The organism is Maribacter halichondriae, from assembly GCF_027474825.1.
GTDB classification, from domain to species: Bacteria; Bacteroidota; Bacteroidia; order Flavobacteriales; family Flavobacteriaceae; genus Meishania; species Meishania halichondriae.
Genome location: NZ_CP107030.1, coordinates 3023882 through 3038358 on the forward strand (window position 1 = coordinate 3023882; position 14477 = coordinate 3038358).

Sequence of the window (14477 nt, forward strand, 5' to 3'; positions counted from 1 at the left end):
TTTTTGATAAATAATCAAATCCTAATCAACAAAAAAATAGCAAATGAGTATCATACTAAGTGTTCACGCAAGACAAATTTTAGATTCTAGGGGAAACCCGACCGTTGAAGTTGACGTTATAACAGAAAATGGGGTCATGGGTAGGGCCGCGGTTCCTTCCGGCGCATCTACAGGTGAGCACGAAGCCGTTGAGTTACGAGATGGCGGTAACACTTTTATGGGCAAAGGAGTAAGCAAAGCAGTATCGAATGTGAACAATGAAATTGCAGAGGAGATTTTAGGAATGTCCGTTTTCGAACAGAACCTTATCGACCAAACGATGATTGATTTGGACGGTACGGCCAACAAATCGAAATTGGGCGCCAATGCCATTTTAGGTGTTTCCTTAGCGGTCGCCAAAGCTGCTGCCAATGAGTTGGGAATGTCTTTGTACAGATATGTGGGTGGCGTAAGTGCCAACACCCTTCCAGTGCCTATGATGAACATTATCAATGGAGGTTCGCATTCAGATGCCCCCATAGCATTCCAAGAGTTTATGGTTATGCCTGTCAAGGCAAAAAGTTTTTCACATGCCATGCAAATGGGTACCGAGATATTCCATAATCTCAAAAAAGTCTTACATGATAGAGGGTTGAGCACGGCGGTCGGCGATGAAGGTGGATTTGCCCCCAATCTAGCAGGCGGTACCGAAGATGCGCTCGACACGATTGCAAAAGCTGTTGAGAAAGCAGGTTACACATTGGGCGATGATGTTATGATTGCTTTGGATTGCGCTTCTGCGGAGTTTTATGTGGATGGAAAATACGACTATACAAAATTTGAAGGGGATAGCGGTGTGGTTAGAACATCTGAAGAGCAAGCACAATATTTGGCCGATCTCAGTGCAAAATACCCAATTATATCTATTGAGGATGGTATGGACGAGAACGACTGGAAAGGCTGGAAAGCATTGACGGAAAAAGTAGGTGATAAAGTCCAGTTGGTCGGTGACGATCTTTTTGTCACGAATGTAGAACGTCTTTCAAGGGGTATAAAGGAAGGTATTGCCAATTCAATTCTTATCAAGGTAAACCAAATTGGTACGCTTACCGAGACCATCGCAGCGGTGAACATGGCGAAGAATGCAGGATACACCTCCGTGATGTCTCACAGGTCCGGGGAAACAGAAGACAATACGATTGCTGATTTGGCTGTTGCCTTGAATACAGGTCAGATTAAGACCGGTTCGGCTTCACGCTCGGATCGCATGGCAAAATACAACCAATTACTGCGTATTGAGGAAGAGTTGGGCAGCATGGCCTATTACCCACAGCAGAATGCCTTTAAGGTAAAATAGTATTTATTGAATTTCATCAGAATCCTTTCCTCCAAAGAATATTTGGTCGAGAGGATTTTTTATGACGGGTGTCATACGTTGTTTTGCCCTAATTGTATATCTTGTACGTTTAGCTTAAGTTCCATCGAATGAATAAATTTCTTTTTGTTGCAGCTGAAAACGATGCCATACCGAAATGTAAGGCAGGGGGAATGGGCGACGTAGTACGCGATGTTCCTAGACAGATTTCCGAACGTGGTGATAAGGCGCATGTCGTCGTACCATCCTATTCACGATTGCACCAAAATGGTACGTTAAAGACAAAGCTGAATTTTCAACTAAGAGACACAGTTTATGTTGCAGAACTTTATGAGGTAGCACCTAAAAAAGAGTTTAAGAATGTTCATCACTATATAATCCATCACCCTGAGATAACTGCTGGCCAAATCGGTCACATCTATCATGATGATCCCGAAGAACCATTCTACACCGATAATATAAAATTTACCATTTTTTGTACTGCCGTGGCCGAGGCAATTAAACAAGAGGCTTTTGGCGAATTGGATATTGTTCATATGCACGACTGGCATTCAAGTATGCTTCTGTTCCTCAAGACTTTTCATCCTGAGTATAAATCACTTAAAAAAATGCGCTACGTGTATACCATTCATAATTTGGCGATTCAGGGTATACGGCCTTTTTATAATAATTATTCTTCGATTTCGAATTGGTTTCCAAACGTGCCTTTTGATGTAACGAAATTAATGGATTATCGATACCAAGATTGTATAAATCTTATGGCAGTTGGTATACGCTTGGCTGATGCGGTACATACGGTTTCCCCATCTTACAAAGAAGATGTACTAAAACCCAGTGCCCCACCTGAGTTTATCGGTGGAGAAAGCTTAGAGAAAGATTTGCAAGCTGCCGATAATGAAGGCCGCCTGTTCGGTATTTTAAATGGATCGAATTATAAGAACATCCGTGTAGCTGAAAAAGGTAAGATTTATAGAAATATTGTTAGTGCCTTATTTGGCTGGTTACAGGAAGAATCGAAGAAGTATAAGGCAGATTTTCTTGCCCATACGGGTGAAAAAGTTATGGAATATGTCAACCACCCTCCAGAATTTATTATGTCGAGTGTGGCCCGACTCACCGAGCAGAAGTTTTATTTCTTTAAAAGGTCGCCCGAAGCGTTGGTTTCGATTCTTGAAAAATTGGAAAAAGTAAATGGAGTTTTCATGTTGTTGGGCACCGGTGATCCTGATTATGAAGAACTTTTTCGCGATATGAGTTATAAGTATAAGAATTTTATTTTCACCAACGGACAGTCGGAAGACTTGGTCGACTCCCTCTATTTGGAAACGAATCTTTACTTCATGCCTAGTTTGTTCGAACCGTGTGGTATCAGTCAAATGTTGGCCATGCGCAATGGTAATCCGTGTTTGGTTCACAAAACAGGCGGTCTAAAGGATACCGTTGAACATTTGAAAACCGGCTTTTGTTTTGATGGAGCGACGTATGACGAAAAAATAAAGAACATGGTAAAAGTTTTTGATCAGGCACTGAAGATGTATCGTACCCAACCTGAAAAATGGAGGAAGATTCAGGAAAATGCAGGAAAAATGCGTTTTACCTGGGAAAAATCGGTGGATGAATACTATAGGGACCTATATTCGATACGTGTTGAAAGCCGATTAATTTCAAGCAAATAATTCTTACCAAATTTCAAAAAACTGTTCTGTTAATAATACCATAAATGAAATTCGTAAATTGAACTCTTCTTGAGTTAATGTTTGGAACCGAGAATGCAGGCTTTTGTGGTCTGATGAAGTCATTTTTTGGTTGCATAGCAATAGATACGGAAGCGGAAAATGGCAAAATCAGGGCGCAAAATGCGAAATTCGTAGGTAAAAGATTAACTCAAGACGAGTTCATTGTTAACATAATGCCTTTTTCGTAAATTTACCGGAGAATAAATAATTAGAAAATCAAGAGAATGTCAGACACAGCTATACTAGAGTACAATGGGGAAAAGTATGAGTTTCCAGTTATAAAAGGAACAGAAGATGAACTGGCAATTGATATAAAGACCTTACGCTCGGCTACGAACGGAATTATCACATTAGACCCCGGTTATAAAAATACGGGAAGTTGTGAAAGTGCTATCACTTTTTTGGATGGTGAAAAGGGAATTTTAAGGTATCGTGGATACGCTATCGAAGAGTTGGCCGAGAAAGCCGATTTTTTGGAAGTGGCTTATTTGTTGATTTTTGGTGAATTGCCAAATAAAGAACAATTGGATGCTTTTCACATTGATATCAAGAACGAGTCGCACGTAGACGAAGAAATGAAGAAGATTTTGGATGCGTTCCCGAAATCGGCGCATCCTATGGGTGTGCTTTCTTCGTTGACCAGCGCACTGATCGCTTTTAATCCCGTATCGGTTAATGTTACCTCCAAAGACGAAATGTATGGGGCTATTGTTCGCATATTGGCAAAATTCCCGGTTTTGGTAGCTTGGACCTTGCGTAAGAAAAAAGGACTTCCTTTGGACTATGGCGATGATACTTTGGGGTATGTAGAGAACATTCATAAAATGATGTTCAAGAAACCTAGCAAAGAATATGTGAAGAACAAAATAGTAATTGAAGCATTGGACAAGTTATTGATTTTACATGGTGATCATGAACAAAACTGTTCCACTTCCACCGTTCGCATCGTTGGTTCTTCACATGCCGGTTTGTTCGCTTCCCTTTCCGCAGGCATTTCTGCTTTATGGGGTCCATTGCATGGTGGTGCGAATCAAGCAGTTCTTGAAATGCTCGAGGCCATTGAAGCCGATGGCGGCGACACCAAAAAGTACATGGCAAAGGCAAAAGATAAAGCAGACCCATTTAGATTGATGGGCTTTGGGCATAGGGTATATAAAAATTTCGACCCAAGGGCGAAGATTATTAAAAAAGCTGCCGATGAAGTATTGGCTGATCTTGGTATCGAAGATCCCATTTTGGAAGTTGCCAAAGGACTCGCAAAAGAGGCCTTGGAAGATCAATATTTTATTGATCGCAAATTATATCCGAACGTGGATTTCTATTCTGGTATCATTTATAGAGCTTTGGGTATACCCACAGAAATGTTCACTGTTATGTTCGCTTTAGGCCGATTACCAGGTTGGATCGCACAATGGAGGGAAATGCGGTTACGAAACGAACCCATAGGTCGACCTAGACAAATTTATATTGGCGAAAATAGTAGGCCCTTTGTCGATGTTGAATTAAGGTAGATTGCTACCTCATAAAAAAACAATAAAGCTCTTTTAATTCTTTAAAGGGGCTTTTTTAATGCGATTTGAAATAAATTCTGAACCATGTTGAAATTGAATATTAAAGATGAGGTTTCTCAGTTGAAAGCGGTAGTATTGGGCACTGCAAAAAGCTGTGGGCCTGTTCCTTCTCCCAAAGAGGCTTATGACCCTAAATCTTTGGAGCATATCTTGGCAGGCACATATCCGAAGGAAGCCGATATGGTAAAGGAAATGGATGCTTTTGCCCAGGTTTTTAAAAAATACGGTGTAAAAGTATTTCGACCCGAAGTTTTGGAAGATTGCAACCAGATTTTCTCTAGGGACATTGCCTTTGTCATCGATGACAAACTCGTTAAGGCGAACATACTTCCTGACCGTGAAGAAGAGTTTGAGGCTATTTTACATGTGTTGGAGTATATCGCTCCTGAAAATATCCTCTACCCTCCCGAAGAGGTCCATATAGAGGGGGGCGATGTCATGCCGTGGGATGAACATATTTTTATAGGTACCTATACCGGTCATGATTATCCTGATTATATAACCGCCCGAACGAACAAAGAAGGAGTGGATTATATACGGAAAATGTTTCCTGATAAAACGGTGAAATCATTTGAGCTGAGAAAGTCTATAATCAACCCTAAGGAGAATGCCCTTCATTTAGATTGCTGTTTTCAGCCCATCGGAAAAGGTAAGGCCATACTTCATAAAAATGGGTTTTTGATTGAAGAGGAATATCAGTGGTTGGTCGATTTCTTTGGAAGGGAAAATATTTTTGAGATCACTGCGGATGAAATGTACCAAATGTTCAGCAATGTCTTTTCAATTTCTCCAGAAGTCGTGGTGACCGAACAAAATTTCATAAGACTCAATGAATGGTTAAGAAGCCAAGGATTTACCGTTGAGGAAATTCCGTATGCCGAAGTTTCTAAACAAGGCGGTCTGCTGCGTTGCAGTACCTTGCCGTTGGTTCGAGAGTAGTTTGAGAATAAATTTGATCGAAGAAAGTTTCTCCCAGAAAAACAGGAATATTTATTTAGCTTAGCATATTGCGCGATAAATTCTAATAGAGAATATAATGTCCCAGATTACAAACACAATTTTGATGATCCGCCCGGTCAACTTTCGCATGAACGAACAGACCGCTGTGAACAACTATTTCATGGAAGATCTAGATGTTCAGAACCAAATCATTAACGCAAAGGCCCAAGAAGAGTTCGATGCTTTTGTCGCCGTTCTGAGAAATAAAGGGGTCAATATAATCGTAGTAGAAGATACCAAACAACCCGATACGCCCGATTCTATTTTCCCCAATAACTGGATTTCGTTCCACGACAACGGCACGGTAGTGCTATACCCCATGTTCGCAGAAAACAGGCGCAATGAAAGAAGAGAAGATATTCTCGATTTGTTGGAAGAGCAAGACTTTCATATTGAGACCATAATGGATTATACTTCTGCCGAAGAAGCGAACCTTTTTTTAGAAGGTACTGGCAGTATTATAATGGATCGCCCGAATCAAAAGGCCTATTGTGCGCTTTCTCCGAGGGCCGATGAAGAACTTTTTATCGAGTTTTGTGAAGACCTTGATGTTTTTCCTGTGGTTTTCACGGCATATCAATCCGTTGAAGGCAAGCGTTTGCCTATCTATCACACCAATGTAATGATGTGTCTTGCCGAAAGTTTTGCGGTTATCTGTCTCGATACGATCGATGATAAAAAAGAACGCAAAAATATTATGGATCACGTCAAAAAGGATGGTAAGGAGATTATTGCCATTACCGAAGAACAAATGCACCATTTTGCTGGTAATATGCTACAAGTTTTGGGCAAAGATGATAAACGATATTTGGTTATGAGTTCTGCCGCTTACCATAGTTTGAGACCCGAACAGATAAAAAGTATCGAATCACATTGCGAAATTTTGCATAGCTCGTTAGAAACCATCGAGACCTGTGGAGGTGGAAGTGCAAGGTGCATGATGGCCGAGATGTTTTTACCCAAGGCTTAAGTTGAATACTAACAGGGTGCTTTTCTTCGTTTACGAATAAAGGCCCTTGATATGAGATTTTACTACTTGTTCGCCCTAGTATTGGTTTGCTGCTCTTGTTCAAATGACGAGGGACCGCCTGAAAATCCTGAGCTTACTAGGTCATTTCATATGGGCTTTACAGCTTTCCCCTATGGCAATACTATCGATGCACAATTAGACACGTTTCAGGAAGTAACCAAGAATAGCGATATTTTTCTAAATCATTTAGACCACGGAGTACCGTGGGATGAAGCCCTGAATGATTTGCCGTTTCCTTCCGAGGTCCAAAGTACACTTGTGGCTACAAAGTCAGGACTGGCCCCAAACACTAAAATTTTGCTTACGGCCACTCCGGCCAATCAGACCCGTGAAAATCTCGCCGATTATTGGAACAATGATGGAAGTCATCAACCGCTACCTCAATTTTGGCAGGGCAAGACCTTCGATGATCCAGATGTAATTAATGCGTATACAAAGTACTGTAGGCGGATTATTGATGAGGTAAAGCCGGATTATTTCGCATATGGAATAGAAGTGACCGCAGCTTTTAGAAAAACCGATGCCGCCTTTCTGCAATTTTTGACCATGTCGGAGGCTGTATATACGAATCTAAAAATAGACTATCCGAATTTGCCGATATTTTTGACTTTTCAAGATAGGTCGTTCAACAATACCCGTCAAGAGTTATTGGAAATCACTAAAATGTTTCTTCCGTTTTCGGATTACATTTCCATTAGTACGTATCCATTTTTAGATTATCAGAACTTAAAAAGGGATGCTGACCCCGAACTTTTCTCCGATACGTGGCTATATGATTTTAGAAATCTGGATGTTACAAAACCCTTTGCGATTTCTGAGACAGGTTTTTGTGCCGAAGATTTGGTTATAGACAACTTAGGTATTCATGTTAAGGCTACACCAGAATGGCAGGCCATTTATGTGACCAAACTCTTTAAGCAGGCAAATGAACTCGATGCCGAGTTCGTGGCTTGGTTTGTATATCGTGACTATGACAACTTATACAATGCTACTCCCAACCCTCCTGACATTTTTAAGGTATGGAGAGATAATGGCCTGTTGGATGGTGAGGGAAGCAAAAGACCGGCACATGCTACTTGGCAAGAGTGGTTGGGGCGTACAAAAAGATAGTCTGTTTTGACTATTTTGTGCCATTAGGGCTATCTCTTGGCAATATTCCGGATCATCCCACCAAAAATAAAATAATGAAAGGGTACGATACTGTACCAATAGAGCCTCCCCTTTAAACCTCTAGGGCGAAATGTGGCGGTTTGATGTAGTACATTGTTTTCATCGATTTTAAATTCTAGCCATGCTTCGCCCGGTAATCGCATTTCGGCAAAAAGAAGTAGGCGTTTTGCTTTTTTGTCGGCGAGAAGTACGCGCCAGAAATCCAAAGAGTCCCCGGGATAAATTTTATCAGGGTGTGTACGCCCTCTTCGTAACCCGACCCCACCGCTTAGTTTATCTAGAAACCCTCTAATTTTCCAAAGCCAGTTGCCATAATACCAACCGTTGTCACCGCCAATTTTCCAAATATTGTTCAAGACCCTTTTTGGGTCTGAGATTTTTAGTTTTTGTTCATCCTTGAGTACGCCAAACTTTGGAACTTGAATATACTTTTCAAGTTTTTTTTTGAAACGGCCACTTATCATACTATCCTTCCAACTGCTAACGACCAGGTTTTGTTCTATTTTCTTGAACGCCATGTCAATGGCTTCGCTGTAGGTGTGTGGTTTGATATTCAAGATTTCTTGAAGTCGGGTATCTCTGGCAATGACCTCGATTTTCATGCTGTCGACAAGATTGAGGGCAAGTTTGTACGAGGTCGAGGTAACGAAATACAACCAATAGCTCGAAAGTTTTGGGGTCATCACGGGTACGGTAAGTATCCAATTCTTAAAGCCCCGCGCTTTGGCATATTGGTACAACATTTCTTTATAGGTCAGCACATCAGGACCTGCAATATCAAAAGAATCATTGAATGTTTTTTCATTGCCCAAAACCCCGGTCAGAAAGAAAATAATATCACGAATGGCGATGGGCTGTGTTTTGGTCAGCACCCATTTCGGGGTGATCATGACCGGAAGCTTTTCACATAAATCACGTATTATTTCGAAAGAAGAGCTTCCAGATCCAACGATAATTCCGGCACGTAATACGGTCAATTTAAAAGGTCCTTCATATAAAATTCGCTCCACATTTTTTCGAGACCACAGATGTTTTGAAAGGTTTTCTTCATTGACGATACCACTCAGATAAATCACTTGTTTTACCTGCGTACTCTCAAGGTAAAGATTGAAATTCCGGGCGGTGTTTGCCTCCATTTCATCAAAATCATCAATCGAGGCACTCATGGAATGGATTAAAAAATATGCAGCCTCAATGTCGTTCGGAATTTTTCCTTTTTCAACCTCCTTTAAGAAATCGATTTCGACGACCTCGATCTGATCACGTACTTCTTTTTCAATGGAAAAACGCGATTCGTCCCGAACCGTACAGACGACTTCGTGGCCCAGCTCCAATAATTGGGGCAGCAATCGCATGCCGATATAACCGTTGGCACCTGTCAATAATATCTTCATAAATCTTCAATTGATGTCGGTGCGTTGTCGGCCTTGTAGTCCAGTATTTTTTTGAAGAACTTCTGAACGGCTTTGGTATCCGATTTTACCTTAATAAAATAATGGTCGCGATAAATCGAGTAAATGGCAAGATCACCTTTATAAACTGTCAATTTATAAAATGGAATCACAAGAGCAAAAGTCTCCAACAACGATCGAAATCGAACTACGATACCCTTTGGCCGAATTTCGATATTGCATTGATCACGATTATTGTCCAGAATCAGAAGATTGCGGATTTCAATACTTGTTTCGGTAATGAATAATCTCGGTGAGCCAATACCGCCCATGGCCCAACGTTCTTTCAGCGTAAAGGGCTTACCGACCTCGATATCGATTTTTCTTGTGACCTCCTTATTGTTGTAGGAAACATTGAGAAGCATAAAATTTCTTTTTCGTTAGCACCAATAAAGTTAACTAAACCCTTTTCATTCTAGAAATACTTCGGCACAAAAGCGTAAAAAATACGTAGTTTTGCAGCTTTAAATGCCGTGATTGATGAATGTGCAAGAAGTATTGAATGAAAAGGTCAAAGAAGGGGTACAATCCATTTTTGGTGTGGAATTAGCTTCCGTTGAATTTCAACCGACCCGAAAGGACTTCGAAGGTGACATTACGGTGGTCATTTTTCCGATGCTCCGATTTGTAAAAGGAAATCCGGTTAAGATTGGCGAACAAATAGGTGAATTTTTACATAAAGAAGTCGATGCTGTATCGGGTTTCAATGTCGTCAAGGGCTTTCTGAATATCGTTATCGACGATTCGTTTTATCTTGAGTTTTTTGATAAAATCATGGCCATTACCCATTATGGGTACGTAAAGCAAGAGAATATCAATGCAGTTATGGTTGAATATTCTTCCCCCAACACCAATAAACCTTTGCACTTAGGCCATATTCGAAATAATCTGTTGGGCTATTCTGTGGCGGAAATTCTAAAAGCCTCAGGAAAGAAAGTGTATAAAACCCAGATTATCAATGATCGTGGCATACATATCTGTAAAAGTATGTTGGCTTGGCAGAAATTCGGAGAAGGGCAGACTCCTGAAAGTACCAGTTTGAAAGGCGATAAGTTTGTCGGAAATTACTATGTAAAGTTTAACGAACTCTATCAAAGTGAAATAGAAGATCTCGTGTCAAATGGTGTCGAAAGGAAATTAGCTGAAAAAGAAGCACCCTCGCTTTTGGAATCCCAAGAAATGCTTAAAAAATGGGAAGCTGGTGATACAGAAACTGTTTCCCTTTGGAAAAAGATGAACGGCTGGGTGTATGCGGGTTTTGAAGAAACCTACAAAAATCTTGGTGTCGATTTTGATAAGCTCTATTACGAAAGTGATACCTATTTATTGGGAAAAGATGTTGTTGCCGATGGACTCAAAAAGGGTGTCTTCTATAAAAAAGATGATGGCAGTGTATGGATCGACCTGACCGATGAGGGGCTGGACGAAAAAATCGTACTTCGCTCTGATGGCACCGCAGTATACATGACGCAGGATATCGGAACAGCTATCCAACGTGTAAATGATTATCCCGATATTGGTGGAATGGTCTATACAGTTGGTAATGAACAGGATTATCATTTCAAAGTGCTCTTCCTCATCCTGAAAAAACTGGGATTTGCTTGGGCCGAAAATCTATATCATTTGAGTTATGGTATGGTAGATTTGCCGAGCGGGAAGATGAAGAGCCGCGAGGGTACCGTTGTTGATGCCGATGACCTAATGGAAGACATGACGCGAACGGCAGCCGAAATCTCCGAAGAATTGGGGAAATTGGAAGACTATTCCGAAGAAGAAAAGCAGGAGCTATATAAAATGATAGGGCTAGGGGCTTTAAAATATTACATTCTTAAAGTTGACCCTAAAAAGCGGATTCTGTTCAACCCTGAAGAGTCAGTTGATTTTCAGGGGAATACAGGACCGTTCATTCAGTATACTTATGCGCGAATCCAATCCATCCTTCGTAAGGCCCAAGAATTAGAAATTGGCCGGTCGAGCCACTCGACTTCGCTCGAGACGAGCACCATCGGGACCTCTTTGATGCTTCATGAAAAGGAAAAAGAACTCATCAAACAACTTCAACACTTCCCTGAAACCATACAATTGGCTGCTGAGAATTATAGTCCGGCACTCGTCGCCAACTACACTTATGACCTGGTAAAAGAATTCAACTCGTTCTATCAGCAAGTTTCAATTTTGGGAGAAACCGATGAACAAAAAAGACTACTTCGAATTCAGCTTTCGCGGAAAGTGAGTGAAGTAATTCAATCCGCTTTTAGACTTCTGGGCATTGAAGTCCCGGAGCGTATGTAGGTACTACCCGGACAATTATTTGCGCTTTTAATAGTTTTAATCTACATGCTTATCCCTGAAAATATTGGAATTGCAGCCCTCATTTTCATAGTCGGCTATATCGGGTATATGGTTTACTATGCGATTGGACTCTATCAATGGAATCCTTTTGTGAGACCAAAACCGCTGACCGCAATAGAGAAGAACCTTTTAGTCGCGAATTTTCCTATGTACAATCGACTTCCGAAACAGTATGTAAAGAAATGCGATGAACGCATCGTTTGGTTCAGAAGTAAGAAAAAGTTTGTGTTCTATGGTGATGTGGCCAAGAAACAAGAATTACAACTGGTACTTTGTGCAACTTTAGTTTTTATGACCCTCGGACTTCGGAAATATAAAATGGTCGGGGCTTTGCTTCGAATTATTATCTACCCTACCGAATACTATTCAAGAATTAGGCGCAGACATCATTTGGGTGAATACAACCCTAGATTTAAAACGGCTATTTTTTCCGCCGATAAAATATGGGAAGGATTTGCTGTACCCGATGACAATGTCAACCTTGCCGTTCATGAATTCGCACATGCGTTAAGTTTCGAAATGCTTAGAAAACGTTCATGGGAAGCACGAAGGTTCAGAGTGGGATTAAAAAAATCAAAGAACTTTTTGAAATTGAGGATTTTAGAAGAAATTTGGTGTCATCACAATACTTTAGGGATTACGGAATGACCAATCTACAAGAATTCTTTTCGGTGGCCGTGGAGAACTATTTTGAGACCCCGAGTAGTTTTCACAAAGATTTTCCAAAGCTTTTTTACATCATTCAGCGCATGCTTAATTTTGATTATGAAATTGCCTGCGTTTTTGATCCTTCTAGAAAGACACCCGGAAGCTGAAGTTGGGAGTCAGACCAATGGATTTCGTTCACTGAAATCATATACCTATAAATTTATGTATCGTGTATATTTATATACTCTCAGATTAAACTAAAAAGACCGTTCCTAAGAACGGTCTTTTTGCCTACAACCAACTAAAGGATGCACTTAGCATCCTTATCTTAAAAATTGTTTAGACTTTTAGGTTCTTAGAACTTTGAGAAACAGCAAGGCCATATATGACCAAACCGAAACCTATTTTGTTAATTGCATCCCCAATATTGTAGATTACATTTAGGTCAAGACCGCCAAAAATGCCCTCGTACCATCCAGGGGTACCTGCCATATAACCGATGGGATAAATAGACCAGCCTACCAGTACGAACCAGCACAAGGTTTTGTGAGCTTTCAAAACAGAACCTCCTGCTTCCACAGCAAGCTTTTTTGCCTTACCCAACCAAATGTCGTATACAATAACGAAATAGGCTACACCTGAAATGAGACCCCACAACCATGCTTGATCTCTGTTGACCGCCTCACCAATATAACCGGTCACCAACATAATAACGGACAGTGCGATAAGTCTCCACATCAATGAGGTTTTGGCTCCGGCGACCCGTAAAATTAAAAAGAATTCAACACACATTAATGGAACGGTCAAAATCCAATCAACGTATCTAAAAAATGTTGGAGACTCAGCAAAACCTGCCCAGTAATCCCGCATGTACCAATAATGTACAGCCGCAATAAAAGTTATTAATCCTGAAACCAAAATTGAAGTTCTCCATTTGAGATCAAAACTATTCATTGATAAAAAAAAGAAAGCTGATGCGGCCATCATGGCCATACAGCCTACGAAAAACGTAAAACCCACGTAATCGTCGGTTGCAATTCGTGTAACCAACTGAATTGAATTTAGAAAATTAGTCATAGCAATTATATTTAATTATTTTTGTTTAAGTAAAATTACTAAAGACTAAACATTTTATGTCTAAGTAATTTGTTAATATTTTAAACAAAATGAAAAATACTAGTGCCATAATTACTGAAATGAACAATATGATTATTGTGGCTACCTTCTTCTTTCTTTGGCTTGCCATATTTTTTGAAGATGCCGTAGAAAATATCTTTGCCTATATACTCATTCTTTCTTTTGGTATTTTACATGGGGCAAATGATTTGAAGCTCTTACAAAAATCAGAAAGTATCAGAGAATCGGGTAGAGAATATATTACTTGGTTTATATACTATGTTTTGTTTGTACTTATAAGTCTGAGCGTATTCTATTTCATTCCCGCAATTGCCCTGGTGCTTTTCGTTATTTTTAGTGCTTATCACTTTGGGGAGCAACATTGGGCAATAAAAGTTCAAAAACCCACATTTGTCATTCAAACATTCTTTATCTGCTATGGATTTTTTATTCTCTTCTTACTTTTTCATGCGCACGAAAATGCCGTAACTGATATTATTTACAATATAACGGGATATACTGTTTGGAGAAAAGCCTATTTTTTTGGTTGCCTTATTAGTGGTTCAACCGCTGCTTTATTACTTGGTACCGCCTTTATCAATAAAACTATCAAATCTTCAATTGTGCTTGAAGTTTTTCTTCTACTTGTCTTCTTTGTAGTTTTCAATGTAGCCTCTTTGTTGTGGGCTTTTGCCATTTATTTTATTTTATGGCATTCCTTACCATCATTGGCCGAACAAATTGTTTTTCTACATGGCAATCTCTCGGGAAAGAGTATTAAAAAATATATCGTTTCGTCCTTTCCTTACTGGATTATTTCGGTTATAGGTATAAGTCTTTTGCTTTATATGTTTCGTGATGATTTTGAAACATCACTCGCGTTTTTCTTTTCTTTTCTAGCAGCAATTACTTTTCCACATATTTTAGTAATCAGCAGATTGAAGAACAATGAGAAAGGCCTTCCTTAAAATTCTTTGTTTGAAAGCCAAAAATCAGGTTTACCAAAGTATTCTAGTCTAATCATCTTCTTTAGAAAAAGATGTGAACCAT

At 39.9% G+C, this 14477-nt stretch carries 13 protein-coding genes; 10 read left to right on the forward strand and 3 right to left on the reverse strand.

Annotated features, from left to right (window positions below; genetic code table 11):
- The first annotated feature begins 43 nt into the window (after positions 1–43).
- The 6 genes from eno to N8A86_RS14075 all read left to right on the forward strand — a co-directional run bounded on the left by eno (position 44) and on the right by N8A86_RS14075 (position 7800).
- Positions 44–1336, forward strand: a complete 1293-nt coding sequence (gene eno, locus N8A86_RS14050; RefSeq protein WP_273565962.1) for a phosphopyruvate hydratase — start codon at positions 44–46, stop codon at positions 1334–1336.
- A 128-nt stretch (positions 1337–1464) separates the two neighbouring features.
- Positions 1465–3030 (forward strand): glycogen synthase, encoded by a 1566-nt coding sequence (locus N8A86_RS14055; RefSeq protein ID WP_273565963.1) that lies wholly within the window; start codon positions 1465–1467, stop codon positions 3028–3030.
- A 284-nt stretch (positions 3031–3314) separates the two neighbouring features.
- The gene (locus tag N8A86_RS14060) at positions 3315–4601 is read left to right on the forward strand and encodes a citrate synthase (RefSeq protein WP_273565964.1); all 1287 of its coding nucleotides are present in this window, start codon (positions 3315–3317) and stop codon (positions 4599–4601) included.
- 84 nt (positions 4602–4685) lie between these two features.
- Positions 4686–5600 carry a dimethylarginine dimethylaminohydrolase family protein gene (locus N8A86_RS14065; protein ID WP_273565965.1) on the forward strand — a complete coding sequence of 305 codons (915 nt, stop codon included), beginning with the start codon at positions 4686–4688 and terminating at the stop codon, positions 5598–5600.
- Between the two features lie 97 nt (positions 5601–5697).
- Positions 5698–6630 carry a citrulline utilization hydrolase CtlX gene (gene ctlX, locus N8A86_RS14070; protein WP_273565966.1) on the forward strand — a complete coding sequence of 311 codons (933 nt, stop codon included), beginning with the start codon at positions 5698–5700 and terminating at the stop codon, positions 6628–6630.
- 51 nt (positions 6631–6681) lie between these two features.
- Positions 6682–7800 (forward strand): hypothetical protein, encoded by a 1119-nt coding sequence (locus tag N8A86_RS14075; protein ID WP_273565967.1) that lies wholly within the window; start codon positions 6682–6684, stop codon positions 7798–7800.
- A 29-nt stretch (positions 7801–7829) separates the two neighbouring features.
- On the opposite strand, the gene N8A86_RS14080 is transcribed toward N8A86_RS14075, so the two are convergent.
- Together N8A86_RS14080 and N8A86_RS14085 are read right to left on the reverse strand one after the other, a co-directional pair.
- Positions 7830–9254 (reverse strand): SDR family oxidoreductase, encoded by a 1425-nt coding sequence (locus N8A86_RS14080; protein WP_273565968.1) that lies wholly within the window; start codon positions 9252–9254, stop codon positions 7830–7832.
- Positions 9251–9676, reverse strand: a complete 426-nt coding sequence (locus tag N8A86_RS14085) for a hypothetical protein (protein WP_273565969.1) — start codon at positions 9674–9676, stop codon at positions 9251–9253. Before N8A86_RS14085 ends, N8A86_RS14080 begins: the two co-directional genes overlap by 4 nt.
- A gap of 115 nt (positions 9677–9791) precedes the next feature.
- Between N8A86_RS14085 and argS the strand changes: the two genes are divergently transcribed.
- Genes argS through N8A86_RS14100 form a run of 3 tightly spaced genes read left to right on the forward strand, consistent with a single transcriptional unit; the run spans position 9792 to position 12478 of the window.
- Positions 9792–11603 carry an arginine--tRNA ligase gene (argS, locus tag N8A86_RS14090; RefSeq protein ID WP_273565970.1) on the forward strand — a complete coding sequence of 604 codons (1812 nt, stop codon included), beginning with the start codon at positions 9792–9794 and terminating at the stop codon, positions 11601–11603.
- A gap of 45 nt (positions 11604–11648) precedes the next feature.
- Positions 11649–12311 carry a zinc-dependent peptidase gene (locus tag N8A86_RS14095; protein WP_273565971.1) on the forward strand — a complete coding sequence of 221 codons (663 nt, stop codon included), beginning with the start codon at positions 11649–11651 and terminating at the stop codon, positions 12309–12311.
- Positions 12278–12478, forward strand: coding sequence for a zinc-dependent peptidase (locus N8A86_RS14100; RefSeq protein WP_273565972.1), 201 nt, complete (start codon positions 12278–12280; stop codon positions 12476–12478). The genes N8A86_RS14095 and N8A86_RS14100 overlap by 34 nt, the downstream gene beginning before the upstream one ends.
- Positions 12479–12650: 172 nt before the next feature.
- Here N8A86_RS14100 and N8A86_RS14105 read toward each other — a convergent pair whose 3' ends face one another.
- Positions 12651–13388, reverse strand: a complete 738-nt coding sequence (locus N8A86_RS14105; RefSeq protein WP_273565973.1) for a bacteriorhodopsin-like — start codon at positions 13386–13388, stop codon at positions 12651–12653.
- An 89-nt stretch (positions 13389–13477) separates the two neighbouring features.
- Between N8A86_RS14105 and N8A86_RS14110 the strand changes: the two genes are divergently transcribed.
- Entirely contained in the window at positions 13478–14395 is a 918-nt protein-coding gene (locus tag N8A86_RS14110; protein ID WP_273565974.1) for a Brp/Blh family beta-carotene 15,15'-dioxygenase, read from the forward strand.
- Positions 14396–14477: the final 82 nt, after the last annotated feature.

Bases quoted from the DNA above. Each gene is read 5' to 3' on its own strand.
- eno (WP_273565962.1), top strand. From the start codon at position 44: ATGAGTATCATACTAAGTGTTCACGCAAGACAAATTTTAGATTCTAGG.
- N8A86_RS14055 (WP_273565963.1), top strand. From the start codon at position 1,465: ATGAATAAATTTCTTTTTGTTGCAGCTGAAAACGATGCCATACCGAAA.
- N8A86_RS14060 (WP_273565964.1), top strand. From the start codon at position 3,315: ATGTCAGACACAGCTATACTAGAGTACAATGGGGAAAAGTATGAGTTT.
- N8A86_RS14065 (WP_273565965.1), top strand. From the start codon at position 4,686: ATGTTGAAATTGAATATTAAAGATGAGGTTTCTCAGTTGAAAGCGGTA.
- ctlX (WP_273565966.1), top strand. From the start codon at position 5,698: ATGTCCCAGATTACAAACACAATTTTGATGATCCGCCCGGTCAACTTT.
- N8A86_RS14075 (WP_273565967.1), top strand. From the start codon at position 6,682: ATGAGATTTTACTACTTGTTCGCCCTAGTATTGGTTTGCTGCTCTTGT.
- N8A86_RS14080 (WP_273565968.1), bottom strand. From the start codon at position 9,254: ATGAAGATATTATTGACAGGTGCCAACGGTTATATCGGCATGCGATTG.
- N8A86_RS14085 (WP_273565969.1), bottom strand. From the start codon at position 9,676: ATGCTTCTCAATGTTTCCTACAACAATAAGGAGGTCACAAGAAAAATC.
- argS (WP_273565970.1), top strand. From the start codon at position 9,792: ATGAATGTGCAAGAAGTATTGAATGAAAAGGTCAAAGAAGGGGTACAA.
- N8A86_RS14095 (WP_273565971.1), top strand. From the start codon at position 11,649: ATGCTTATCCCTGAAAATATTGGAATTGCAGCCCTCATTTTCATAGTC.
- N8A86_RS14105 (WP_273565973.1), bottom strand. From the start codon at position 13,388: ATGACTAATTTTCTAAATTCAATTCAGTTGGTTACACGAATTGCAACC.
- N8A86_RS14110 (WP_273565974.1), top strand. From the start codon at position 13,478: ATGAAAAATACTAGTGCCATAATTACTGAAATGAACAATATGATTATT.